This window comes from Mycobacterium sp. NGS17 (genome assembly GCF_059813205.1).
In genome coordinates, this window is the sequence record NZ_JCALED010000015.1 from 23,574 (window position 1) to 47,829 (window position 24,256).

Here is a 24,256-nt window from a genome sequence, read left to right on the forward strand (position 1 = left end):
GTCATGAGACACGTGCACGCGTTCGGCGACGATGCCCTTGGCGATCTGGACGCGGTCGGCCTGGCCGACGCCCTGAAATCCGGCCGGGTCGGCAGGGCCGAGGTGGTCGAGGCCGCGATCGCCCGCACCGAGGCCGTCGACCCGCTGCTAAATGGGTTGGCGTACGCGGCTTTTGAGCAAGCGCGGGCGGCCGCGGCGGATCCCGCCGACGGTTACTTCGGCGGCGTGCCGACGTTCATCAAGGACAACGTGGACGTCGCCGGACAGCCCAGCATGCACGGCACCGACGCGTGGACGAGCTGGAATGCCGTCGCGGACAGCGTCTTCACCCAGCTGTTCCTGGCCACCGGCTTGACCTCGGTGGGCAAGACGCAGCTGTCCGAATTCGGCTTCAGCGCCTCGGCGGAGCACCCGCGGCTGGGCCCGGTGCGCAATCCGTGGGACACCGAATACACCGCCGGCGCCTCGTCGTCGGGTTCGGGTGCGTTCGTCGCCGCCGGTGTCGTGCCCATCGCGCACGCCAACGACGGCGGCGGTTCGATCCGGATTCCGGCCGCCTGCAACGGATTGGTCGGACTCAAACCCTCGCGTGGACGGCTGCCCCTGGACGCGACCCTGCGCCGGATGCCGGTCGGCGTCGTCGTCAACGGCGTCGTGACCCGTTCGGTGCGGGACACCGCGGCGTTCTACCGCGAGGCGGAACGGATCTGGCGCAACCCGAAGCTGGCACCGGTCGGGGACGTCACCGGGCCCGGCCGGCAGCGGCTGCGGATCGCGGTGCTGACCCGATCGGTACAGCGCGAATGCAGTCCTCAGGTGCGGGAGCTGACGTTGAAGTCCGCCGGTCTGCTCGAGGAGCTGGGCCACCGTGTCGAACACGTCGACGAGCCCCCGGTGGCGCCCAGTTTCGCCGACGACTTCGTCATGTACTGGGGATTTTTGTCGCTGGCCCAGGTCAGCGGCGGGCGGCACCTGTTCGGCGAGACGTTCGATCGCAGCAAGCTGGACAGCCTGACGCTGGGTCTGCTTCGACACACCAGCCGCAACATGCACCGCCTTCCGATGGCGATCGTGCGGCTGCGCCGGGCGCGCAGACGCACCGCTCAGTTCTTCCGCACCTACGACGCGGTGCTCACCCCCACCCTCGCCGACGAGACGCCCCGCATCGGATTCCTGGCGCCCACCGATTATCAGCAGGTCGTCAGCCGGCTGATCGACTGGGTTTCGTTCACCCCGCTGCACAACGTCACCGGCGAGCCCGCGATCTCGCTGCCGCTGGCGCAATCCGCCGACGGGATGCCGGTGGGCATGATGTTGTCGGCCGATATCGGGCAGGAATCTTTGCTGCTCGAATTGGCCTACGAGCTCGAAGAGGCGCGGCCGTGGGCGCGCATTGACGCCAGCTGAGGCGCGCGATCGCGCTAGTCGGATCCGAGCTTTTCGAGCATCTTCTTGAACTCACGCTGCTGAGTCTCGGTGAGCCTGGCCAAGATTCGTGCGTCGGCGCCGCGGACCGCTCCTTCGGCGCGCTTGAGCAGGGCGCGGCCCTGGCCGGTCAAGTTCGCCGGCAGCGCGCGTCCCGAGGACACCGACGACGGCCGCGCCACGGCGCCGACCTCTTCCAGCTTGCGCAGCACGGTGTTCATCGCCTGCGGGGTCACGTTGGTGTGGCGGGACAACTCGGCGCTCGACATTCCCGGAAACATCGAAAGTATGCGCAGGCAAACGAATTCGGGAAGGGTCAGGCCCAGCGGACCCAACGCGGTGGCGACCTCGGGTCGCAGGGCCGCCCCGACCCGGTAGAGGAGATAACCCAGCGGAGCATCGTCGGCCTGAATCATGTCAACGATATTGACATATTTCGAGCTGCCCGATGCCCACATTGTGCAGACCATGATTGTCGGCGCGCCGGCCGGGGTAACCGACCGGTTACCCGCAGCGCTTGCGGCACCCGAGGAGGTCCGATGCCGAAGACGACAAAGGGCGGCTCGGCCAAAAAGAGCGAATTGCCCAGCACACTGCAACGTTCCAGCGCCAAGGCCCAACGCACATTCGCGAAATCCCATGACGCGGCGGCCGAACAGTACGGCAGCGACGAACGCGCCCATCGGGTGGCGTACGCCGCTGTCAAGCACAGTTTCGAAAAGGTCGGGGATCACTGGGAACCCAAGGACGAGAAAGGCCCGTCCGACGAGCGGGCCGAGAGCGGTGGCCTGCGGCCAACGGGTAAGTCCGCCGAGGGCGTCGATGCCAACGCCAGCAAAAAGCACCTGCTCGAGCTGGCCCGCCGTCTCGATATCGCCGGCCGGTCCACGATGAACAAGTCGCAATTGGTCGACGCGATCATGAAGTACAACCGCAGGGTTCGTGGCCGCTGAACGCGGTGCCGCGAGCCCGTTTGCCGTTGAAAAGCGCGGGTACGCACTTTGGCGCGCGGTCGCGCACAACTGACACCGAGGAGTGCTGATATGAGCGAGCCGGAACCCGTCGTCCAAGAACTTCGCGGCGTCTTGGACAAAGAGCAGGGTTTGGCCGATCGGCTTGAGCGGTCTCTGCAGGAGGCCCGCCAACGGGCCGAAGCCGAGCTGAACCAGGACCTCTACAACGCGCTCGAGTGGCCGCGCGACATCGGCGAGTACGAGGCCTATCTGAACCGCTTCATCCGATGGGTGCCACACGAGTCGGATGCCGATGCCTGGAAGAACGAAAAGCGGCAGGCGCAAGAGGTCAGTGATCGCATGGCGCACTTCTACTTCCTGGTCGACCAGGGGGACGAGTCGCCGCAGGGCTCCGGTGTCTTTCGGGAATGGATGACCGAGTTCGCCCGCCAGTGGGGTAATTTCCTGGACTCACCGCAATCGTTCAGTCCGGAAGTCCTGCAGTCGTTCATCGACAATGCGCCCGAGTACCGCATCCATGAGTCGTTGATCGATGGGGTGCCGAATGCGCCCAGCGGATGGCTGACCGCCAACCAGTTCATCGCGCGGGAAGTCAACGGCGGGCTGCGCCCGATCGCCGAACCGACCACCAATCTGGTGGTCACCTCACCGGCCGACTGCAAATACCAGCACGCCTACGACATCGATGCCGACTCGAGCATCCCGGCCACCACCGTCAAGAACGAAAAGTACGGCAACATCAAGCAACTCATCGAAGGCAGCCAGTACAGCGAAAGCTTTGCGGGCGGCACCTTCGTCCACTACATGCTGCCGGTGCACGCCTACCACCGCTACCACCTGCCGGTCGCCGGAATGGTCAAGGAATCCTTCCGGATCGAGGGCAAAGTCTTCATGCGGGTGGGCCTGGAAGAACACGAGTTCGCCGCCAGCGACAGCGCCAGCAGCGGATACGAGTTCTCGCAGACCCGCGGGGTGGTCACCATCGATACGTCGCAATCGGATTGCGGCGATATCGGCATCGTGGCGGTCATTCCGGTGGGCATGGCCCACGTGTCGTCGGTGGTGCTCACCGCCGTGCCCGGCCGCCACATGGCCAAGGGAGAAGAGTTCGGATACTTCCAGTTCGGCGGCTCGGACATCATCATCCTCTTGCAGGAAGGCGTCGATCCTCAACTCGACAAGAACGAGGAATTTCGGCTCGTCGGCTCGCCCGTGGCGCGCTGCCGCGGTCCAGCCACCTGACGCGGTAGCGCACACAGCAGGTTCGTTTTCGCTACCGACGGCCGTCTTGCTCGCGGCGCGTTTAAAGTGCTTTCGCATCGGGAAGCCTGCGGCAGGGTTAATCCGCCATGCCTTTGGCCGCTGCGAGTGCGCACCGGAAGAAGGCGGCTATCGCGTTAAACGAGCAGCGCCGAGTCGGGGGATGGCTGCGCCGTAGCGCGATGACTCGGAATCCGTGTATCCGCCGGCTCGCAGGCCGCGCTGCCATCACTCGACGCGCGCAGCGTCGTTCATTGCACCGATGTGGCGGTGTTTGTCGACGGATTCCGGCGGGAGAGGATCGGGGGAGACATGAGCGGCCCGCTTGGCTTGTCGATCGGCACGGCCAACCTGGTGGCCGCGCGCACCGGCAGCGCCCCGGTGACCCGCGCGTCGGTCTTGACGATGTACGGCCACCGGCCCCCGGAGGTGGGCACGCCGAGCGAGAATCCTCGCCTGGACGAATCCGGCCTGCTTCTCGGCGGATTCGTCGAGCGGGTCGGAGACGACCAACCGTTAGCCGCCGCCGACGGAACGCGTCACCCCGCCGCGGCGCTCACCGCCGCCGCGCTCGACGGGATGGCGCGCAGCGTCGGTGGGGCCCCGGTCGCCATCGCGGTGCCCGGGCATTGGCACGAGCGTCAGGTCGCCGCACTGCGGGCGGCGCTGCGCGAGTACCCCGCCCTCGCGCCCGAGGCGCCACCGGCTTTCATTTGCGACGGCACGGCCGCGTTGGCCGCGCTGTACGCCCAACCCGGATTTCCCAGTGACGGTGGCGTGGTGCTGTGCGACTTCGGCGCGAGCGGCAGCAGCATCACGCTCACCGATGCCGCCGCCAACTTCCGTCAGATCGCTCCGACGTTGCGCTACAGCGGCTTCTCCGGCAATCAGCTCGACCAGGCAATCATGCGACACGTCGCATCGAACATGGGTGCCGACGCTGCCAACACCGCGCCGCTGGCTCCGCTGGGTCGTCGCCTCGAACAATGCCGGAACGCAAAGGAACAGCTGTCATCGGCGACGGTCGCCGTCATCCCGGCTGATCTTCCCGGTGTCGGATCCGACGTCCGGTTGACCCGCGGCGAGTTCGAGGAACTCATCGAAGAACCCCTGCAACGTTTCATCGACTGCGTCGTAAATGTGTTGCAACGCAATCAGATTCCGGCGCAGCGACTCGCCGCGGTCGCCACGGTCGGTGGTGGTGCCTGTATCCCGCTGATCACCAACCAATTGTCGGAGCGTTTGCAGGCGCCGGTTGTCACGACATCGCAACCCCTGTTGAGTGCGGCTATCGGCGCAGCGGTCCTGGCCCAACTGCGTTCTCCGGCCGGTGCGCCGGGCCCATGTCGTGCCGTCGGCGCCCCGGCAACTGTCGCAGGCCAGGCGCCAGCCGCCCGGACGGAAGGCGTCGCAGCCACCGAGGTGGGCCCGACGGCCTGGGCGGCCGGGACTGCCCACAGCGCCGCGGGGCAAGCGGCCGCCGACGGCGACCAGTCGGCGACGTACCGCGCGCTGGCGTGGTCTCAGGAAGCCTCTTCCGGCGAGGTGCCCATACCTGCACGCGAGGACGAGCTTGTAGACCATGAGGAGGCCGGCGCGATCCCGCCGAGCGCTGAGGTCTCCCGCGGTGCTCCACAGGTCGCAGCCAGGCCGCGGCGACGGCCGTGGCTACGACGCTCGGCAGTGCTGGTCAGCACCGCCGGCGCGGCCGCACTGGTGCTGCTCGTGGCCGCCGGGTTGGCCGTGCGGCTGGGCGGCGTCGGGAACAGACCGACCGATAACGTGCGCAACGTAACCCCGCCGGTCGAATCGTCGCGGCTAGCACCGCCGGTGACTACCAGCGCCGCCCCGGTCTCACCGACTTCCGAGTCGACCGAATCGCAGCCGCCGCGGTCGACGGTTACAACCACGCAGCCACCGGCGACGACGACGTCGCCGACCACCACCTACCCGACCACCACCTACCCGACTTCCACCCACCCGACCACCTCCTATCCGACAACTCCGTACCCGACCACCTCTTTGCCGACTCCGTATCCGGCGACCACCTATCCGACGACTCCGTATCCGGTGGCCCCGTATCCAACCGTGAGCCAGAGCGTGGCGCCGGCGTACCCGACGATGCCCACGACCGCCATAGAGCACTGAACCCCAGAACCGTTGTGGCCCTTACTGACCCACCGCTTCCAAACGCAAACTGTGAAGACGCTGAAAGCTTGCCGAACATCAGTTTGTCGGCCGGTCAGGCGGGTAGTCAGCGGTAATGGTCGGGCTGCTCGCACGCCTGTGGCTCAAAGCGTGGCACAAGGTTTTCACCTCGCCCCTCCTCACGCTCAACGGCTACGTCGCCTTTGATCTGCCACGCACGGTGACGGGCTTGGGCGCATCGCTGCTTGTGGGCCTGGCGGCGATACATGCCTATCTGTTGGCCAGCCGGCCGGGTCTACCGCTGTATTTCCTGGTATACGTCGTCGTGCTGATCGCCGCCTGCCTCGCCGCCGCCGGGGCGATGGCGTTTCCCCTCAAACCTCTTGTGCCGCAGGCGGGCTGGTTTGCCGGCAGTCTGATCAGCGCGGCCTTTCTGGTGATCTATGTGGTCAGCCGGTTCGCCGGCCTGCCCGGGCTGGTGGCGTTGACCGGCCGCTGGGACCTGGCGCCCGGGACGCTTGCCATGGCGCTCGCCGCAGGCTTCATCGCCGTGCACACCACCGTCTTGTCCGGCATCAACGTGGCGTATCCGCAACGGCAGAATTGGCGCGACTGAACGGTGAAGACATGACAGTCCTTGACTACCCGGCGTGGCTGCGTATCGACCACTGGCTCAACGTGTTGTTTTTGACTTTGGTGATCCGCAGCGGCGTCGAGATCCTGTCCACCCACCCGAAGCTGTACTGGCATGACGACAGCAAGCCGGGCAGCGAGTGGGCGCGCTTCACGGTCAAGGAAATGCCGATCAACAAGCTTTACGACACCCTCGACGAGGAGGAGGACTACAGCTCCCTGTTTTCGTTGCCCGGCCACAAGAAACTGGGCATGGGCCGGCACTGGCATTTCTTTTCGGTGATCGGCTGGATCCTCGTCGGGCTGTCGTACTACATCCTGCTGTTCGCCACCGGCCAGTGGCACCGCTATTGGCCGGCCTCATGGTCGATCTTCCCCGAGGCGTGGAACGACATCGTCACCTACATGAGTTTCAACCTGCCGCCTCTGCTGCCCGGAGAACCCCTGGATGCCATCCAGAAGCTGACCTACGCCGGCGTGATCTTCTTGTTGGCACCGTTTCAGATCCTGACCGGCGCCGCGCAGTCTCCGGCGATCGAGGCCGCGTTCCCGTGGTACGTGCGCATGTGGGGCGGTCGGCAATGGGCGCGAAGCCTGCACTTCCTCGGCCTGGTCGCTTTCCTGGTCTTCATCGTCATCCACCTGTCGATGATCTTCTTCTGGAGTTGGGGCCAGCTCACCGCCGCAATGATCTTCGGCTCCGTCCGCAACATCGGCTGGGCCACCGTCTTGTCGCTGGTGATCATCGCGGCCATCGTTGCCGTGCACATCGCGGCGACGGTGTGGAGTCTGCGCCGACCCGTTCAGGTTCGCCGCGTGCTGGGCGCCGTGGTCACCCGCGCCCGCAAAGTCCTACTGCGGCCGCTGAATTCCAAGCAGAACTACCCCGAGCGCATGACGTCCAAGGAACACCGGGTGAACGGCAAGCCGCCGACGAGCGCCGAGTACAAGGTGATGGCCGTGCACAACTTCGTCGATTGGCGTGTGCGGGTGGGCGGCCTGGTGGAGAACCCCGTGACGCTGGACCTCGACGAGTTGCGTTCCCTCGCCGATCGACAGTCGCAACGCGTGATGCACAACTGCGTGCAGGGCTGGACCAGCATCGGCCAGTGGAGTGGCGTGCCGCTGGCCCAGCTCGCCGACCACGTGCGTCCCCTGCCGCAGGCGAAATACATCTGCTTTCTGACCATGCAAGACACCGGCCGCGACGAGCCGAGCGCGGAAGGAGAGGGCCAGTTCTACGAGGTGATCGATCTCGAACTCGCCTACAAGCCGCAAACGTTGCTGGCCTACGAGATGAACGGAAAGCCGCTGCCCATCAAGCACGGCGCGCCGCTGCGATTACGGGTCGAGACCCAGGTCGGCTTCAAGATGGCGAAGTGGATCAACCAGATCGAGTTCATCGACGACTACTCCGGCATCGGCCACGGTCTGGGCGGCTGGCGTGAGGACAACGTCCACTACGACAAGGACGTGGAGATCTGAGATGACCGATACGAGCGTGCGGCCCGAGCTGATCGACCTGCAAAGCGTTGAGCGCGAACGGGTCTTAGAGCTGGTGGCGGTCAAGGGCGGTCACTGCGCCGGATGCGGCGCCAAGGATTTCGCCGTAGGGCACGCGCTGTATCTCGGGTTCCTGTTCCTCGACGAGGATGACGACGCCTTCATGGTGGCGTTGACCTGCCGCAATGGCGGCTGCCCCGCGCCGCGCACCGGAATCGTGTTGGCGGCCAACGAGTTCTTGTCCGACTACCGGGAGATCTCCAATGTCGAGGACATCGCGAGCCGGGCCAGGGCGAGACAAGCTAGCGCAACCTGGGGTGGCTCGGGGTATCGGTGAACCGTGGCCGGGCGAGACCGAACCTCTCGATCAAATCCGACACCGAACGCAGCTCGTCACATAGGGATTGGAACCGGCGTTCGGCGGCCTCGTCGAGCAGGCCAAGACAGCTGTAGTGCACCAGCCGCCGGAACCGCCCGGCAAGTGCTGCCCCCCAACGGATTCCGAAGTCGTAGATCTGGCCCTCGGGGACGTCGTCGAGTCGCGCGAGTTCTTTGAGAGCCGCGACCTGGTCGGCGAGTAGCTCGAAGTCGTCATCGGTCCCGATCGGCTCGGGCTCCCGCGTTGTTGTGCTCATCTGCACTCCTTCTACCGCGCCGCACTGGTCACGTCGATGCCATCCTGCGTTCGGGCTGTACCCCGGTGAGCGCACCGTTACACGTTGCCAGGCGACCCGGAGCCCCGCCGCCTACAGAATCGGTCGCCCGCCGGTCACCGCCACCCGCGCACCGGAGATGTAACTCGCGTCATCGGAGGCCAGCAGCACATAGATCGGGGCGAGTTCAGCGGGCTGACCGGCGCGTCCCAGCGGCACGTTGTCGCCGAACGACTCCACGCTGTCCGGCGGCATGGTCGACGGGATCAATGGCGTCCATATCGGTCCTGGAGCCACACTGTTGACCCGAATGCCCTTGTCGCCCAATAGCTGGGCCAGGCTGGCCGAGAAATTGGCGATGGCGGCCTTCGTCGCCGCGTAGGGCGCCAACGTGGGATTGGGCGTATCGGAATTGACCGACGAGCTGCCGATGATCGACGAGCCGGGGCTCATGTGCGGCACGGCCGCCTTGACGAGATAGAAATACGCGCCGATGTTGAGCCGGAAGGTGTACTCCCACTCCTCGTCGCTGATCTCGTCGAGACTCTTGCGCATCATCTGATACGCGGAGTTGTTGACGAGGATGTCCAGGCCGCCCAGTTCCTGCACCGCCCGGTCTACGACGGCGCGGCAGTGCGCGGGGTCGGAGAGATCGCCGGGCACCAGCACGCATTTGCGCCCGGCGCTGGTGACGTAACGGGCGACGTCGCGCGCGTCGTCGTCCTCGTTGAGGTAGGCGATCAGCACGTCGGCGCCTTCGCGCGCGAACGCGATCGCGACCGCGCGTCCGATGCCGCTGTCGCCGCCGGTGATGATCGCCCTTTTGCCCAGCAGTTTTGCCGATCCCTGGTAACTGTTTTCACCACAATCGGGAATCGGGTCCATTTGCGCCTGCACACCGGGAACGGATTGTTGTTGCGCTACAAAACCCATGCGATTTCCTTTACCGATTCAACGTGATTTGTGATCCTCAATCGCGCTCCGCGTTGCACGTGACTGCTCCCTTCGCGGCCGCCTTGAATAGGCCCTCGACCGCTTCGAGGCCGGATCGGCCCTAGCGCACCGATTACCCTTCGGCACTCGGCCTAATCGTCACGCGCGGCTGTGAGTAATGATGCATTTGTTATCACCTGATGCGAAAGATACTGCTCAAGAATGCAATCGAATTTCCGCCGCTGACCACGTGATATCACTGCCGATGTTTAAGACGGCGGCGGGTTGGCTATTTTGCTGGCTATACCTCTATGCCCTTCAGGGGGGCAATTGTTCGATACGAAAGGAATGAACAATGAAGGTCACCAAGACTGCCGTCGCGACAGCTGCCGCTGCCGGGGGGATAGCGGTGGCGACCCTTTTCGCGACGCCCGCTTCTGCCGCGCCCAACATTCAGGGGTTCGGCACCAGCGAGCAGCTCGTCGACGGGCCGCTGATCACCAACTACACGGTGAGCAACCTGCAGCCCAGCAATGTCACCATCCCCGGCTACACGCCGAAAGGCACGCTGTACCAGGCCGACGTCACCGCCAGGTCTGACGGCGGGCTGGTAACTCCCATGGTCAACGATTTCATCGCCCGCGGTCCCAACGGCCAGAACTACCGGGTGATCGACAAGGTCGGTGCCCCTAATGGGCTCAACCCGGCGCCGATCTCCCAGGGCAACGAGTCGACCGGCACGCTGTACTTCGACGTGACCGGCGCGCCGCCGAACGGTGTCGTCTACAACGACGGGATGCAGGACATCCTGATGTGGACGTCGAACATGCAGGGTGGCTCGGAGCCTGCCGCGCCGAACAGCCCGGCACCGGCACCTGGTGCCCCGCCCGCACCGGCGCCGCACACCGCCTAAACGGGTTGCAAATGCTCCCCGCGCCACGCCGAGTGGCGCGGGGAGATTTGCGTCCGGGGGAATCGTGCGCGCCCGAATCGGGTACCCGGTACGGCATGAGTAACCCGGATCACAGGCCGGCGCCGGTACGCGCCCAAGCGAGGCGGCAGGCCGAGGACGCCCGCGCGGCGATGGAAGAACGGCGTGACAACCAAGCAGGCGGGCTGAGCGGCTGGGTGGCCGAGCGTGCGGCGCGATGGGACCTTTCCGGCCAGGACGAGACCACCCTGCAGCGACAGAAATATCTGTGGAATGTGCTGGTGGACTACTGGTTTCGGATGGAAATCGACGGGTGGGAGAACATTCCGGAGAAGCCGCCGGCGCTTCTGGTGGGGATTCACTCCGGGGCCCCATTCGTCTGGGACGCCTGGACCGTTGGCCTGCAATGGTGGCGGCGGTTCGGGCAGGAGCGGCCCCTGCACGGCACCGCCCACGATGCGCTGATGGCAATCCCCTTGTTCGGGCGGTACTTCCGAGCGATGGGGGTGCTGCCGGCCGCGCCCGACGCGATCGCCACCGCATTGGCGGAAGGCCGTGACGTGGCGCTGTGGCCCGGCGGGGAAGTGGACTCATTGCGCCCGTGGACCGAGCGCGATCAGGCCAACCTGGCGGGACGGACCGGCTTCGTCAAGATGGCGATTCGGGCCGGCGTACCGATCGTGCCGATCGCGACCGTCGGCGGCGCCGACGCGATGCCTGTGCTGATCCGCGGTGACCGGTTGTCGAAAACCCTGCGCCTGGACCGTATCTTGCGGCTCAAGGTATTTCCGTTGGCCGTCTCGTTGCCCTGGGGGATCGCACCGGCGGCACTGCCGCAGCTGCCCCTGCCGGCCAAGATCAGAACCCGGTTCATGCCCGCCGTGGAACTCGACAACGATCCCGCGCGAGCGGACGACGACCAATACGTCGAACGCAAATACCACGAGGTGCAAGACGCGATCCAGGACGGAATGGATGCGCTGGCGCGCAAGCGTGCGTTTCCGCTCTTTGGCTGATCGACTGCTGCTCAGGGCTCTGCTGGTTCCGGATTCATCGGACCACGCGCGGGAGTTGTCGTCGAGGTCCAGATCGGTGTGAGCCTCGAGCCGGCGACCCATTCCGGTTGCGGCGGCGTTGCGGCTCGGTAGCCGACTCCGCGGACGGTGTCGACCATGAATCGGTGGCGCGTACCGAGCTTGGCGCGCAGCCGCCGGATGTGCACGTCGACGGTCCGCGCCTTGCCGGTGCTGTCGTAGCCCCATGCCTCTCGCATCAGCCGGGTTCGCGTGAATGCCTGACCGGCGTGCTGCACGAGGAAGTTCAGCAGTTTGAACTCGGTGAGCGTCAAACCGAGGTCGCTGCCGTCCAGCGACGCGGTGGAACTGGCCGGATGCAGAAGGAGGTCGCCGAACTTCAGGCTGCCCTCGACCGCGCTGCGCCGGCGGCTGATCGCAAGGCGCAACCGGGCCTGTAACTCTTCGGCGCCGGTGCCGGGCAGCATCACGTCATCGAAGTGGGAGTCGACTTCGACGGTGGCACCGTCGGCCGGTGCTACGAGCGCCACTACCGCGGTGCCGGGGTTGTCGGTCGTCAGCCGAGAGCTGACATCCTGGGCCATCGCCATGTTCGTGCGCGCATCGACGATGGCGATGTCGGCCATGGCGCACTGCCCGTCGGTGTCCGCCGTCAGGCTGGCGCGCCGCATCGGTTGCGCGAACGTCGACAACGGGAGGGCAGATTCGAAGTCGTCCTCGTCGGTGAGCACCACCACGTCCAACCGCATCTCCTAACCTCGTGACGTCCCGGTTCCCCCCCGGTCCGTAGGCACCTCTGCGGAGATGTCGTACAGCGCTAGCCGTGGGTACCCAGCTCGTCCGAAACTATGCAAAAGCTATGCGACTTGAGGTCAGTACTGGCCGATGCGCCTGCGGACAACGACGGGCCCGGCCCGTTTTCACGGACCGGGCCCATCGTCTACGACGTGCTACTGGGCGTCTTTCTGGCGCTCCTCGGCCGCCTTGGCGCCGCCGCGCGCGGCCTCCGCTTCGGCTTCCTTCTTCGCCGCGTCGCGCTGCGCCTCGGCCTTGTCTTGCTGCGCCTGGCCCTCGCGGGTGAGGTCATCACGACCGGCCACCGCGCCTACGGCCTCCTTGGCCTTGCCTTTGACGTCTTCGACGACGCCTTTCACAGCTTCGGCAGGTCCGGACTTGTTTTCTTCAGCCATGGAAGTGCTTCCTCCTCGTTGGCGTACTCTGAGCGATCCATTGCTCAACGGCGATCGCGAGCGATCGACCCGGTCATACGGCGAGGCCGGTCCTCATTGCTTAAGACCGCATCTCTGCCGCGTTGATGCGGATTCCCATGCCATCCGTGGCTCAAACGCGCGTCGGCAGAAAGCACATCGGCGTGAGGTATTTCGGTACCGCCAGACTCGAAAATTGGTCCGGCGCTCCAACTGTGCGCATAATGCACCCCGTCGAGGCCGCATTGTGCTGCGATGAGGCAGGATGTGAAATGCCGTTCCGGATTGAGGTCGCCCGGGATGGCACTCTCATGCGAGGAGTCTGATGACGGAGTCCAGGGAGCCCCAAGTCGCCGGCTCGGCGGCTCCGAGGCCGGAGCCGGCAACCGGCGGCAACGGCGTATCGACATCTGCACCGGAAAACGGATCGGGTTCTGGCCAGCCGCTCGGCAGGGCGAGGTATTCGCGGGTGTTGCTCAAGCTCGGCGGTGAGATGTTCGGTGGCGGCCAGGTCGGCCTGGACCCCGATGTCGTGGCGCGGGTGGCGCGACAGATCGCCGAGGTGGTTCGCGGCGGCGTCCAGGTCGCCGTCGTAATCGGCGGCGGCAACTTCTTCCGGGGTGCCCAGCTTCAGCAGCGCGGCATGGAACGCACCCGTTCGGACTACATGGGCATGTTGGGCACCGTGATGAACAGCCTGGCGCTGCAGGACTTCCTGGAGAAGGAAGGCATCGTCACCCGGGTCCAGACCGCCATCACCATGGGTCAGGTCGCGGAGCCCTATCTGCCCCTGCGCGCCGTGCGCCACCTCGAGAAGGGGCGCGTGGTGATCTTCGGAGCCGGTATGGGACTGCCGTACTTCTCCACGGACACCACCGCCGCGCAGCGTGCCTTGGAGATCGGCGCCGAAGTGGTCCTGATGGCCAAGGCCGTCGATGGCGTGTTCGACGCGGATCCGCGGCAGCATCCCGATGCCGAATTGATCGCCGCGATCAGTCATCGTGAGGTCATCGACCGCGGGCTACGAGTGGCCGATGCAACCGCGTTCAGCCTGTGCATGGACAATGGCATGCCGATCCTGGTGTTCAACCTGCTGACCAATGGCAATATCGCCCGGGCGGTCGCTGGTGAGAAGATCGGGACTCTGGTCACCACCTGAAACCGACGACGCGATGACGTGCCGTGGGAGGACGTGCAGCGCAGCAATGAAGAGGAGCGACGCACATGATTGACGAGGCTCTCTTCGATGCGGAAGAGAAAATGGAAAAGGCCGTAGCCGTTGCCCGCGACGACCTGTCGACCATCCGGACCGGGCGTGCCAACCCGGGCATGTTCTCGCGGATCGTGATCGACTATTACGGCGCGGCCACGCCCATCACGCAACTGGCCAGTATCAACGTGCCCGAGGCGCGCCTCGTCGTCATCAAGCCCTACGAAGCCAGTCAGGTGGGCGCGATCGAGACGGCGATTCGCAATTCCGACCTCGGCGTCAACCCCACCAACGACGGCACCCTGATCCGGGTGGCGGTCCCGCAACTCACCGAGGAGCGCCGCCGGGAGCTGGTCAAGCAGGCCAAGGGCAAGGGGGAGGACGCCAAGGTCTCGGTGCGCAACATCCGCCGCAAGGCGATGGAGGAGCTGCACCGGATTCGCAAGGACGGCGAGGCCGGCGAGGACGAGGTCGGCCGGGCCGAAAAGGACTTGGACAAGACCACCCACCAGTACGTCACCCAGATCGAAGAGCTGGTCAAGCACAAAGAAGGCGAACTGCTGGAGGTCTAGCGACCGCTCAGCAGCTAAGTTCATCCACACCAGTGGCCACTCCAGAACCCGGCGCAACCGACCCGCCCGACGATCCAGCGCGCGCCGGCAAGGACACCGTCGCACAGCCGGCCGGAAAGGCATCCCGGGCCGGACGCGACTTGCGCGCCGCCATCGCGGTGGGCACGGCTATCGGCGGCGTCCTGGTGGTGACACTGGTGTTCGCGCCGCGGTTCTGGGTCCCCATCGTCGCCCTGGCCATCGTCGTGGCCACCCATGAGGTGGTCCGGCGGTTGCGCGAAGCCGGCTACGTCATACCCGTGATCCCGCTGCTGGCGGGGGGCCAGCTCACCGTCTGGCTGACCTGGCCCTTCCACGCCGCGGGCGCACTGGCCGGCTTCGGCGTCACCGTCGTGGTGTGTAACGTGTGGCGGCTGTTCATGCGGGACAGCCGCACACGGACGGAGCCGGCCGACGGCTCTTCGTCCAACTACCTCCGGGACGCCTCGGCCACCGTGTTCCTGGCCGCGTGGGTGCCGCTGTTCGCGTCCTTCGGCGTGCTGCTGGTCTACCCGCACGACGGGGCGGGGCGGGTGTTCTGCCTGATGATCACCGTCGTCGCCTCCGACACCGGCGGATATGCCGTGGGGTCGCTGTTGGGCAAGCATCCGATGGTCCCGGCGATCAGCCCCAAGAAGTCCTGGGAGGGATTCGCCGGTTCCCTGGTGTTCGGAATCACCGCGGCGACGCTGACGGCGACCTTCCTGGCCGGCAAGCCGCCGTGGATCGGCGCGTTGTTGGGCGTTGTCCTGGTGCTGACCTGCACGCTCGGCGATCTGGTGGAATCGCAGGTCAAGCGCGATCTCGGCATCAAAGACATGGGCCGGCTGCTGCCCGGCCACGGCGGCCTGATGGATCGGCTCGATGGGGTGCTGCCATCGGCGGTCGCGGCCTGGACGGTGCTGACACTCGTTCGCTAGGCCGGTCCGAACGTGACCGATACTGGACAGGTCATGGTTCAACAGTTGGTTTTCTCCGAGCCCCGCCCCGGCAGGCCGCCGCGGCACCTGGCCGATCTCGACGAGGACGGCCGCGCGTCCGCCGTCGCGGAGCTGGGCCTGCCGGCGTTTCGCGCCAAGCAGCTGGCGCATCAGTACTACGGCCGCCTGATCGCCGATCCGCGGCAGATGACCGATCTGCCGGCGGGATTGCGCGACGCCATCGCCGAGACGATGTTCCCCATTCTGCTGACCGCGGCCTCCGACGTGACCTGCGACGCCGGCCAGACGCGGAAGACGCTGTGGCGGGCCCTCGATGGGGTCACCGTCGAGTCGGTGCTGATGCGCTATCCGCAACGCAACACGGTGTGCATCTCGTCGCAGGCCGGCTGCGGCATGGCGTGCCCGTTCTGCGCGACGGGTCAGGGCGGGTTGACCCGCAACCTGTCGACGGCCGAGATCCTCGAACAGGTCCGCGCCGGCGCCGCGGCCCTGCGCGACGACTTCGGCGACCGGCTGTCCAACGTGGTGTTCATGGGCATGGGGGAGCCGCTGGCCAACTACGCCCGCGTGGTCGCCGCGGTGCGGCGCATCGTCGCCCCGCCGCCACAGGGATTCGGTATCTCGGCCCGTTCGGTCACCGTGTCGACGGTGGGCCTGGCGCCTGCCATCCGCAAACTCGCCGACGAACGCCTCGGCGTCACGCTCGCGCTGTCGCTGCACGCGCCCGACGACGAACTGCGCGACACGCTGGTGCCGGTCAACAATCGGTGGAAGATCACCGAAGCCCTCGACGCCGCACGCTATTACGCCGATGTCACCGGACGCCGGGTCTCGGTGGAGTACGCGTTGATCCGCGACGTCAACGACCAGCCTTGGCGCGCAGATCTATTGGGGCAGCGGCTGCATCGCGCGCTCGGGCCGCTGGTGCACGTGAACCTGATTCCGCTCAACCCGACCCCGGGAAGCGAGTGGGACGCCAGCCCGAAAGCCGTGGAGCGGGAGTTCGTGCGGCGGGTCCGCGGCAAGGGCGTCTCGTGCACGGTGCGCGACACTCGCGGACGCGAAATCAGCGCCGCCTGCGGACAGCTGGCCGCCGAACGCGGATGAACCGCGAGGCGACCGGTGACGGCTACCTGATCCAGCCGCGGCGACGGCCCCACAGGTCGCGGATCAGAGCCACCAGGATCAGCGTCGCAAAACCGATCAGGAACCAGTTCTCGATGTGGCCGACGTGGTTGCCGCGCAGCATCGCCAGCAGGAAGCCGAAGCCGACCAGTCCCGCGATGTGCCAGCTCCGGTGGTTGATCCGGCTCCAACCCCACGCTGCCGACGGGACCTCGACGGCATCGACGCCGCTGACGTGCTCCACCTCGGTACTGGCCACGGCGAAATCCCCTTCGGATCGGATTGGCTTGTCCTTGGAGAATTCTGGCACACCCCCGGGCGGGCTAGGGGGCGTGGCCCGGCAGATGGCCCCGGTCGGTGCCGGGCGGCACAATGAGTGGGTGACCAACCCGATGACCGACGGGCAAACGCGGGAGCGGCTCCGCGTGCTGGTGCTGGGCAGCACCGGCTCCATCGGCACCCAGGCGCTGGACGTCATCGCCGCCAACCCGGACCGCTTCGAGGTGGTCGGCCTTGCGGCGGGGGGCGCCAACCTGGACATGCTGTTGCGCCAGCGCGCCGAGACGGGTGTGACCAACATCGCGGTCGCCGACGAAGCGGCGGCGCAGCGGGCCGGCGACATCCCCTTCGCCGGGCCCGAAGCGGCCACCCGGCTGGTCCAGGAGACCGAGGCCGACGTCGTGCTCAATGCGCTGGTGGGGGCGTTGGGCCTGCGGCCGACGCTGGCGGCGCTGGAGTCGGGCGCCCGGCTGGCGCTGGCCAACAAGGAATCGCTGATCGCCGGCGGTCCGCTGGTGCTCCAGGCCGCCAAGCCGGGGCAGATCGTGCCGGTCGACTCCGAACATTCCGCGCTGGCGCAATGCCTGCGCGGCGGGACCGCCGACGAAGTCGCCAAGCTGGTGCTGACCGCCTCCGGCGGCCCGTTCCGCGGCTGGACGGCCGCACAGCTCGAGGACGTCACCCCGGAACAGGCGGGCGCCCATCCGACGTGGTCGATGGGCCCGATGAACACGCTGAACTCGGCCTCGCTGGTCAACAAGGGGCTCGAGCTCATCGAGACCCACCTGCTGTTCGGCATTGCGTATGACCGCATCGAGGTGGTCGTGCACCCCCAGTCGATCGTTCATTCGATGGTCACCTTCGTCGACGGCTCGACGCTGGCCCAGGCCAGCCCCCCGGATATGAAGCTGCCGATTTCGCTGGCCCTGGGCTGGCCGCAGCGGGTCCCCGCTGCGGCCGCGAGCTGCGACTTCAGCACGGCCTCTAGCTGGGATTTCGAGCCCCTGGACGACGAGGTGTTCCCCGCCGTTGAACTGGCCCGATACGCCGGGCAGACCGGTGGCTGCATGACCGCCGTCTACAACGCGGCCAACGAAGAGGCGGCGGAGGCCTTCCTCGCTGGCCGGGTCGGGTTCCCCGCGATCGTCAAAACCATCGCCGACGTGCTGCACGCCGCCGACCAGTGGGCACCCAAATTTGGGGAAGTACCCGCTAACGTGGATGAGGTACTCGACGCGCAGCGCTGGGCACGTGACCGGGCGCGGCGTTCCGTCGCACAAGTCCAGCCCGCCAAGGTGTCAGCAAAAGCCTCCGGAGTGGTGTGAGAAAGGTCCAGCAGACCAGATGATGTTCGTTATCGGCATTGTGCTGTTCGCACTGGCCATCCTGATCTCGGTGGCCCTGCACGAGTGCGGGCACATGTGGGTTGCGCGCGCGACCGGCATGAAGGTGCGGCGCTACTTCGTCGGCTTCGGCCCCACCCTGTGGTCGACCCGGCGCGGGGAGACCGAGTACGGCCTCAAGGCGGTTCCGCTGGGCGGCTTCTGCGACATCGCCGGAATGACCTCGGTGGAGGAGCTGGCGCCCGACGAGACCGACCGCGCCATGTTCAAGCAGAAGGTGTGGAAGCGGGTGGCGGTGCTGTTCGCCGGTCCGGCCGCGAACTTCGTCATCGCCCTGGTGTTGCTCTACGGCATCGCGCTGATCTGGGGCCTGCCGAACCTGCATCCGCCGACTCGGGCGGTGGTCGGCGAAACCGCTTGCGTGGCACCGGAAGTGGCGCCGGGCAAGGTCGCGGACTGCACCGGGCCCGGTCCGGCGGCGCTCGCCGGTATCCGCCCAGGCGACGTCATCGTCAAGGTGGGCAACACCCCGGTTTCGACCTTCGAGGACATGGCCGCCGCGATCCGCAAGCTGCACGGCAACGTCCCGATCGTCGCCGAGCGCAACGGCACGACCATCACCGCCTACGTCGACGTCACAACCACCCAGCGCTACCTGAGCACCGGGTCCGACGCCAAGGGCGGTCGGCAGCAACCCTCGACGGTCGGCGCCATCGGCGTCGGCGCGGTCAAGGTCGCGCCCACGCACTACGGGCCATTGACGGCGATCCCCGCCACCCTCGCCTTCACCGGTGACCTCACTCGCGAGGTGGGCAAGGCGCTCGTCGCGATCCCGACGAAGGTCGGTGCGCTGGTGCACGCCATAGGCGGCGGGCAGCGCGACCCGGAGACGCCGATGAGCGTCGTCGGGGCCAGCATCGTCGGCGGCGACACCGTCGACCACGGGTTGTGGGTGGCGTTCTGGTTCTTCCTGGCCCAGCTGAACCTGATCCTGGGCGCGATCAACCTGGTGCCGTTGCTGCCCTTCGATGGCGGCCACATCGCCATCGCGGTGTTCGAGAAGATCCGCAACCTGATCCGGTCGGCCCGTGGCATGGTCGCGGCCGCGCCGGTGAACTACCTCAAGCTCATGCCCGCGACGTACGTCGTGCTGGTGTTCGTGGTCGGCTACATGCTGCTGACCGTGACCGCCGATCTGGTCAACCCGATCAGGCTCTTCCAGTAACGAGACCGAAGGAATCAACACCGTGACCCGCGCCGGCGACGATGCAGAGTGTAGCGATGAGGAGGAGTGGCGCAAATGACCATTGGCCTGGGCATGCCGCAGACACCGGCGCCCACGCTCGCTCCCCGGCGTACCACGCGCCAATTGATGGTCCGTGACGTCGGGGTCGGCAGCGATCATCCGATTTCCGTGCAGTCGATGTGCACCACCAAGACGCACGACGTCAACACGACGCTGCAGCAGATCGCCGAGTTGACCGCGGCCGGCTGCGACATCGTCCGGGTGGCCTGCCCGCGTCAGGAGGATGCCGACGCGCTGGCCGAGATCGCCCGCCACAGCCAGATCCCGGTTATCGCCGACATCCACTTCCAGCCCAAGTACATCTTCGCCGCCATCGACGCGGGGTGCGCCGCGGTGCGGGTAAACCCCGGCAACATCAAGGAATTCGACGGCCGCGTGGGCGAGGTCGCCAAGGCCGCCGGTGCGGCAGGCATCCCGATCCGCATCGGCGTCAACGCGGGCTCGCTGGACAAGCGGTTCATGGAGAAGTACGGCAAGGCCACCCCCGAGGCGCTGGTCGAGTCGGCGCTGTGGGAGGCCTCGCTGTTCGAGGAGCACGGCTTCGGCGACATCAAGATCAGCGTCAAGCACAACGACCCGGTGGTGATGGTCGCCGCCTACGAGCAGCTGGCCGAGCAATGTGACTACCCGCTGCACCTCGGGGTCACCGAGGCCGGCCCCGCGTTCCAGGGCACCATCAAGTCCGCGGTCGCCTTCGGCGCACTGCTGTCGCGCGGCATCGGCGACACCATCCGGGTGTCGCTGTCGGCGCCGCCGGTCGAGGAAGTCAAGGTCGGCATCCAGATACTCGAATCGCTGAACCTGCGGCCGCGCGGTCTGGAAATCGTGTCGTGTCCCTCGTGCGGGCGCGCGCAGGTCGACGTCTACACGCTGGCCAACGAGGTGACCGCCGGGCTGGACGGCCTCGACGTGCCGCTGCGCGTGGCCGTGATGGGCTGCGTCGTCAACGGCCCGGGGGAGGCCCGCGAGGCCGACCTGGGCGTCGCGTCGGGAAATGGCAAGGGCCAGATCTTCGTTCGTGGCGAAGTGATCAAGACGGTGCCCGAAGCCCAGATCGTCGAGACTTTGATCGAAGAGGCGATGCGAATCGCCGCGGAAATGGGCACCGACGGCGGACCGGATGCAACATCGAGCGGTTCACCTGTTGTCACCGTAAGCTGATTATCGCCAGCGCCCGGTCGAAGAGTTCGCACCACAGAGAGTTCGCCATATGTCGGCTCCGCCCCTGTTCCGCCTTGTCGGTGAGCGACGGGTGTCCGTGGTGCGCGACGCGGCCGCCGTCTGGCGGGTGCTCGACGCCGACCCCGTCGCGTCGTGCATGGTCGCGGCGCGGGTGGCCGACCACGGCATCGATCCCAATTCCATCGGCGGCGAACTGTGGACGTTGCGCGGTGCCGACGAGTCGCTGTGCTTCGCCGGCGCCAACCTGATCCCGCTGCGCGGGGCGCCGGCCGATCTGAGCGCGTTCGCCGACGAGGCCATGCGTGGGACGCGGCGCTGTTCGTCGCTCGTCGGCCGGGCCGAGCTGGTGATGCCGATGTGGGAGCGGCTTGAGGCGGCCTGGGGCCCGGCGCGTGACGTGCGCGGCCACCAGCCGCTGCTGGCGTTGTCCAACCACCCCTGCTGCGAGCTCGACCCCGGGGTGCGACAGGTCCGGCCCGAAGAGCTGGACGCCTACCTGGTGGCCGCCGTCGACATGTTCATCGGCGAGGTGGGTGTCGACCCGCGGGTCGGCGACGGCGGACGCGGCTACCGGCGACGCGTCGCCAGCCTGATCACGGCCGGTCGCGCCTGGGCGCGGTTCGAGCACGGCCAGGTCGTCTTCAAGGCCGAGGTCGGCTCGCAGTCTCCGGGCGTGGGCCAGATCCAGGGCGTATGGGTGCACCCGGAGTGGCGTGGGGCCGGCCTGGGCACCGCCGGCACCGCGACGGTCGCCGCGGTGATCGTCGGCACCGGGCGAACCGCCAGCCTGTACGTCAACGACTTCAACACCGTGGCGCGCGCCGCGTACGCCCGCGTGGGCTTCACCGAGATCGGCACCTTCGCCACGGTGCTGCTCGACTAGCAGCGCCTTCTGCAGCGGTCCGCCACGCTGGCGTGACGCCCGGTGAGGAATGGCACGCTGGCGTGACGCCCGGCGGACGAGGACGCCCTCGATCCAGACATCACGGATCGGTCTCGGTGTGTCGGCGCCACCGTTCAGGCCACAGTTCTTAACATTTGCACCGATGGCAACTAGAACAACAATGGCCTCATCTGCCTCAGGATTGCTGCTGGTCGCGGTCATCGTCCTGTCCGGATGCACGCCCCGGCCCGACGGCCCGGGCCCGGCGGCGGAGAAATTCTTCCGCGCCCTGGCCATCGGCGACACCGCGACCGCCGCGCAGCTCAGCGACAGCCCCAACGAGGCCCGCGAGGCGCTCAACGCGGCCTGGTCCGGCCTGCAGGCATCCCACCTCGACGCCCAGGTCCTCAACGCCAAGTACGCCGAGGACAGCGGCACCGTCGGCTATCGCTTCACCTGGCACCTGCCCAAGAACCGGATTTGGACCTACGACGGCCAGCTGAAGATGGCCCGCGACGAGGGGCACTGGGCGGTGCGGTGGACCACCACCGCGCTGCACCCCAAGCTGGGCGAGCACCAGACTTTCGCGCTGCGCGCCGATCGGCCGCACCGCGCCTCGGTGAACGAGGTCGGCGGCAGCGACGTGCTGGTCCCGGGTTACCTGTACCACTACACGCTGGACGCCACCCAGGCCGGTCCGGCCCTGTCCGGCACGGCACACGCGATCGTCGATGTGCTGCACCCCTTCAACGGGGCCCTCAACGACCCGCAGCTGCTCGCCGAGCAAGCCAGCTCGACGCCTCACCCGGTTGATCTGGGGGTGACCCTGCATCCGGACGACAACGACAAGGTGTCGCCCCTGTTCGGGCACCTGCCCGGCGTCGTGATCACCCCCCAGCCCGAAATGCTGCCCACCGACCCGCATTTCGCGCCGGCGGTCATCTCCGCGGTGAAGAAGGCCGTGGTGGACCAGCTCGACGGTGAGGCGGGCTGGCGGGTGGTGAGCGTCAACCAGAACGGCGTCGAGGTCGAAGTGCTGCACGAGGTCGAAGGGTCACCGGCGCCCTCGGTGTCGATCACCCTGGACCGGGTGGTGCAGAACGCCGCCCAGCGCGCGGTCGACAACAAGGGCGGCAAGGCGATGATCGTCGTGATCAAGCCGTCGACCGGAGAGATCCTCGCGATCGCGCAGAACGGCGGCGCCGATGCGGACGGGTTGCCCGCCACCAACGGCCTGTTCCCGCCGGGGTCGACGTTCAAGATGATCACCGCCGGCGCGGCCGTCGACCGCGACATGGCCACGCCCAACTCGATGCTCGGCTGCCCTGGCCACCTCGACATCGGTCACCGCACGGTGCCCAACTACGGCGGCTTCGATCTCGGCGTGGTGTCGCTGTCACGCGCGTTCGCCAGCTCGTGTAACACCACGTTCGCGGAGTTGAGCAGCCGGATGCCGCCTCGCGGTCTGACCCAAACGGCGGCCCAGTACGGGATGGGCCTCGACTACACGGTGGACGGCGTCACCACCGTGACGGGTTCGGTGCCACCGACGGTGGACCTGGCCGAGCGCACGGAGGACGGTTTCGGCCAGGGCAAAGTGCTGGCCAGCCCGTTCGGCATGGCCCTGGTAGCGGCCACGGTCGCCGCCGGCAAGACGCCCGTGCCCCAACTGATCGTGGGCCGCCAGACGGCCGTGCAGGGTGACACCACGCCGATCAGCCCGAAGATGATCGACGCGCTGCGGCCGATGATGCGTCTGGTGGTGACCAACGGCACCGCCAAGGAGATCGCCGGGTGCGGCGAGATCTACGGAAAGACCGGTGAGGCCGAATTCCCGGGCGGATCGCACTCCTGGTTCGCCGGATACCGCGGCGACCTGGCCTTCGCCTCGCTGATCGTGGGGGGCGGCAGCTCGGAGTGGGCGGTCCGGATGACCAAGTTCATGTTCGAAGCGCTGCCGCCGAACTTCCTCGCCTAGCGCCGGTCGCAAGCGCGGCGCGTGCGCCGGGCGCAGCGGGGCGGCGCCATCTGCCTAGCGACCCCGGGCCGCTGCAGCGGTAAATTGCGAACATGACGGATACCGGCGGCGACATGGTGGCGTTGCGCGTCTCCGACGCCGACCGCAATGGCACGATGCGACGACTGCACAACGCGGTCGCGCTCGGGCTGATCGACATCGACGAGTTCGAGCAGCGTTCGTCGCAGGTGTCCTACGCGCGCACGCGCGGCGAGCTGGACGGGTTGGTCGGCGACCTGCCGGGGCCGGGCGCCATCGTCACCTCCGCGGCCGACCGGGTGGAACTGCGCGGCTGGGCGGGTTCGCTGAAGCGCCACGGCGAGTGGACGGTGCCGACCCGCCTGGCGCTGGTCCGCCGCCTGGGCTCAGTGGAACTCGACCTCACCAAGGCCCGATTCGCGGGCCCGGTGGTGGTCGTCGAACTCGACATGAGATTCGGCTCGGTGGAGATTCGATTGCCCGACGGGGCGAGCGCGTCGATCGACGACGTCGAGGTGTATGTGGGCAGCGCCAGCGACCGGCGCAAAGACCCGCCTGGTGAGGGCCGGCCGCACGTGGTGCTGACCGGGCGGGTGGTGTGCGGCTCGGTGAACATCAGGGGGCCGCGCCGCTCGCTGCTGCGCCGCCAGCGGCTCTGAGCGCCCGCCTTCGTCGAGT

25 protein-coding genes are annotated in these 24,256 nt (G+C 67.2%); 19 read left to right on the forward strand and 6 right to left on the reverse strand.

Translation table 11 applies throughout. The features are described from left to right. Nucleotides 1–3 precede the first annotated feature (3 nt). The gene (locus AC5Y7E_RS23480) at nucleotides 4–1,407 is read left to right on the forward strand and encodes an amidase (protein WP_499919135.1); all 1,404 of its coding nucleotides are present in this window, start codon (nucleotides 4–6) and stop codon (nucleotides 1,405–1,407) included. A gap of 14 nt (nucleotides 1,408–1,421) precedes the next feature. Here AC5Y7E_RS23480 and AC5Y7E_RS23485 read toward each other — a convergent pair whose 3' ends face one another. After that, complete coding sequence (locus tag AC5Y7E_RS23485) at nucleotides 1,422–1,841, reverse strand: MarR family winged helix-turn-helix transcriptional regulator (RefSeq protein WP_499919139.1); 420 nt, start codon at nucleotides 1,839–1,841, stop codon at nucleotides 1,422–1,424. A 123-nt stretch (nucleotides 1,842–1,964) separates the two neighbouring features. Here AC5Y7E_RS23485 and AC5Y7E_RS23490 point away from each other — a divergent pair, with 123 nt between their 5' ends. The 6 genes from AC5Y7E_RS23490 to AC5Y7E_RS23515 all read left to right on the forward strand — a co-directional run bounded on the left by AC5Y7E_RS23490 (nucleotide 1,965) and on the right by AC5Y7E_RS23515 (nucleotide 8,280). Then, nucleotides 1,965–2,378, forward strand: coding sequence for a ChaB family protein (locus AC5Y7E_RS23490; protein ID WP_499919143.1), 414 nt, complete (start codon nucleotides 1,965–1,967; stop codon nucleotides 2,376–2,378). A 90-nt stretch (nucleotides 2,379–2,468) separates the two neighbouring features. Next, complete coding sequence (locus tag AC5Y7E_RS23495) at nucleotides 2,469–3,641, forward strand: phosphatidylserine decarboxylase (RefSeq protein ID WP_499919148.1); 1,173 nt, start codon at nucleotides 2,469–2,471, stop codon at nucleotides 3,639–3,641. 330 nt (nucleotides 3,642–3,971) lie between these two features. Continuing rightward, nucleotides 3,972–5,807 carry an Hsp70 family protein gene (locus tag AC5Y7E_RS23500; RefSeq protein WP_499919151.1) on the forward strand — a complete coding sequence of 612 codons (1,836 nt, stop codon included), beginning with the start codon at nucleotides 3,972–3,974 and terminating at the stop codon, nucleotides 5,805–5,807. Nucleotides 5,808–5,922: 115 nt separating this feature from the next. Continuing rightward, nucleotides 5,923–6,423, forward strand: coding sequence for an oxidoreductase (locus AC5Y7E_RS23505; RefSeq protein ID WP_499919153.1), 501 nt, complete (start codon nucleotides 5,923–5,925; stop codon nucleotides 6,421–6,423). 11 nt (nucleotides 6,424–6,434) lie between these two features. Next, nucleotides 6,435–7,925: a molybdopterin-dependent oxidoreductase gene (locus AC5Y7E_RS23510; RefSeq protein WP_499919156.1), complete on the forward strand. Its 1,491-nt coding sequence runs from the start codon at nucleotides 6,435–6,437 to the stop codon at nucleotides 7,923–7,925. 1 nt (nucleotide 7,926) lies between these two features. Beyond that, entirely contained in the window at nucleotides 7,927–8,280 is a 354-nt protein-coding gene (locus AC5Y7E_RS23515; RefSeq protein ID WP_499919158.1) for a hypothetical protein, read from the forward strand. Here AC5Y7E_RS23515 and AC5Y7E_RS23520 read toward each other — a convergent pair. Both AC5Y7E_RS23520 and AC5Y7E_RS23525 read right to left on the reverse strand, forming a co-directional pair. Continuing rightward, nucleotides 8,246–8,578 carry a hypothetical protein gene (locus AC5Y7E_RS23520; RefSeq protein ID WP_499919162.1) on the reverse strand — a complete coding sequence of 111 codons (333 nt, stop codon included), beginning with the start codon at nucleotides 8,576–8,578 and terminating at the stop codon, nucleotides 8,246–8,248. The two genes, AC5Y7E_RS23515 and AC5Y7E_RS23520, sit on opposite strands and share 35 nt — an antisense overlap. A gap of 111 nt (nucleotides 8,579–8,689) precedes the next feature. Continuing rightward, the gene (locus AC5Y7E_RS23525) at nucleotides 8,690–9,529 is read right to left on the reverse strand and encodes an SDR family oxidoreductase (RefSeq protein ID WP_499919165.1); all 840 of its coding nucleotides are present in this window, start codon (nucleotides 9,527–9,529) and stop codon (nucleotides 8,690–8,692) included. A 355-nt stretch (nucleotides 9,530–9,884) separates the two neighbouring features. Between AC5Y7E_RS23525 and AC5Y7E_RS23530 the strand changes: the two genes are divergently transcribed. Both AC5Y7E_RS23530 and AC5Y7E_RS23535 read left to right on the forward strand, forming a co-directional pair. After that, on the forward strand, nucleotides 9,885–10,442 hold the full coding sequence (locus AC5Y7E_RS23530) for an MPT63 family protein (protein WP_499919167.1): 558 nt from the start codon (nucleotides 9,885–9,887) through the stop codon (nucleotides 10,440–10,442). Nucleotides 10,443–10,537: 95 nt separating this feature from the next. Then, nucleotides 10,538–11,476, forward strand: a complete 939-nt coding sequence (locus AC5Y7E_RS23535; RefSeq protein ID WP_499919169.1) for a lysophospholipid acyltransferase family protein — start codon at nucleotides 10,538–10,540, stop codon at nucleotides 11,474–11,476. An 11-nt stretch (nucleotides 11,477–11,487) separates the two neighbouring features. Here AC5Y7E_RS23535 and AC5Y7E_RS23540 read toward each other — a convergent pair whose 3' ends face one another. Then, nucleotides 11,488–12,243, reverse strand: a complete 756-nt coding sequence (locus AC5Y7E_RS23540; protein ID WP_499919170.1) for a winged helix-turn-helix domain-containing protein — start codon at nucleotides 12,241–12,243, stop codon at nucleotides 11,488–11,490. A 201-nt stretch (nucleotides 12,244–12,444) separates the two neighbouring features. After that, nucleotides 12,445–12,684, reverse strand: coding sequence for a microaggregate-binding protein 1 (gene mbp1, locus AC5Y7E_RS23545; RefSeq protein WP_499919171.1), 240 nt, complete (start codon nucleotides 12,682–12,684; stop codon nucleotides 12,445–12,447). 343 nt (nucleotides 12,685–13,027) lie between these two features. On the opposite strand from mbp1, the gene pyrH reads away from it, so the two are divergent. From pyrH to rlmN, 4 genes are all read left to right on the forward strand, one after another. Next, entirely contained in the window at nucleotides 13,028–13,861 is an 834-nt protein-coding gene (gene pyrH, locus AC5Y7E_RS23550) for a UMP kinase (RefSeq protein ID WP_499919172.1), read from the forward strand. Nucleotides 13,862–13,926: 65 nt separating this feature from the next. Beyond that, complete coding sequence (frr, locus tag AC5Y7E_RS23555) at nucleotides 13,927–14,484, forward strand: ribosome recycling factor (protein ID WP_067130836.1); 558 nt, start codon at nucleotides 13,927–13,929, stop codon at nucleotides 14,482–14,484. Nucleotides 14,485–14,516: 32 nt separating this feature from the next. Beyond that, a complete protein-coding gene (locus AC5Y7E_RS23560) occupies nucleotides 14,517–15,443 on the forward strand; it encodes a phosphatidate cytidylyltransferase (RefSeq protein WP_499919173.1) in 927 nt (308 codons plus the stop codon). A gap of 33 nt (nucleotides 15,444–15,476) precedes the next feature. Then, nucleotides 15,477–16,571: a dual-specificity RNA methyltransferase RlmN gene (gene rlmN, locus AC5Y7E_RS23565; protein WP_499919810.1), complete on the forward strand. Its 1,095-nt coding sequence runs from the start codon at nucleotides 15,477–15,479 to the stop codon at nucleotides 16,569–16,571. Nucleotides 16,572–16,593: 22 nt separating this feature from the next. On the opposite strand, the gene AC5Y7E_RS23570 is transcribed toward rlmN, so the two are convergent. Further along, nucleotides 16,594–16,848, reverse strand: a complete 255-nt coding sequence (locus tag AC5Y7E_RS23570; protein ID WP_499919174.1) for a DUF2631 domain-containing protein — start codon at nucleotides 16,846–16,848, stop codon at nucleotides 16,594–16,596. Between the two features lie 121 nt (nucleotides 16,849–16,969). Here AC5Y7E_RS23570 and dxr point away from each other — a divergent pair, with 121 nt between their 5' ends. The 6 genes from dxr (at nucleotide 16,970) to AC5Y7E_RS23600 (ending at nucleotide 24,237) form a co-directional block, all read left to right on the forward strand. Next, nucleotides 16,970–18,193 carry a 1-deoxy-D-xylulose-5-phosphate reductoisomerase gene (gene dxr / locus AC5Y7E_RS23575; protein WP_499919175.1) on the forward strand — a complete coding sequence of 408 codons (1,224 nt, stop codon included), beginning with the start codon at nucleotides 16,970–16,972 and terminating at the stop codon, nucleotides 18,191–18,193. Nucleotides 18,194–18,212: 19 nt separating this feature from the next. Next, the gene (locus AC5Y7E_RS23580) at nucleotides 18,213–19,436 is read left to right on the forward strand and encodes a M50 family metallopeptidase (protein ID WP_499919176.1); all 1,224 of its coding nucleotides are present in this window, start codon (nucleotides 18,213–18,215) and stop codon (nucleotides 19,434–19,436) included. A 75-nt stretch (nucleotides 19,437–19,511) separates the two neighbouring features. After that, nucleotides 19,512–20,678 (forward strand): flavodoxin-dependent (E)-4-hydroxy-3-methylbut-2-enyl-diphosphate synthase, encoded by a 1,167-nt coding sequence (gene ispG / locus AC5Y7E_RS23585; RefSeq protein WP_499919177.1) that lies wholly within the window; start codon nucleotides 19,512–19,514, stop codon nucleotides 20,676–20,678. Nucleotides 20,679–20,727: 49 nt separating this feature from the next. Continuing rightward, entirely contained in the window at nucleotides 20,728–21,582 is an 855-nt protein-coding gene (locus AC5Y7E_RS23590; RefSeq protein WP_499950908.1) for a GNAT family N-acetyltransferase, read from the forward strand. Nucleotides 21,583–21,745: 163 nt separating this feature from the next. Then, a complete protein-coding gene (locus tag AC5Y7E_RS23595) occupies nucleotides 21,746–23,560 on the forward strand; it encodes a penicillin-binding transpeptidase domain-containing protein (protein ID WP_499919179.1) in 1,815 nt (604 codons plus the stop codon). A gap of 92 nt (nucleotides 23,561–23,652) precedes the next feature. Further along, nucleotides 23,653–24,237 carry a DUF1707 SHOCT-like domain-containing protein gene (locus tag AC5Y7E_RS23600; protein ID WP_499919180.1) on the forward strand — a complete coding sequence of 195 codons (585 nt, stop codon included), beginning with the start codon at nucleotides 23,653–23,655 and terminating at the stop codon, nucleotides 24,235–24,237. Nucleotides 24,238–24,256: the final 19 nt, after the last annotated feature.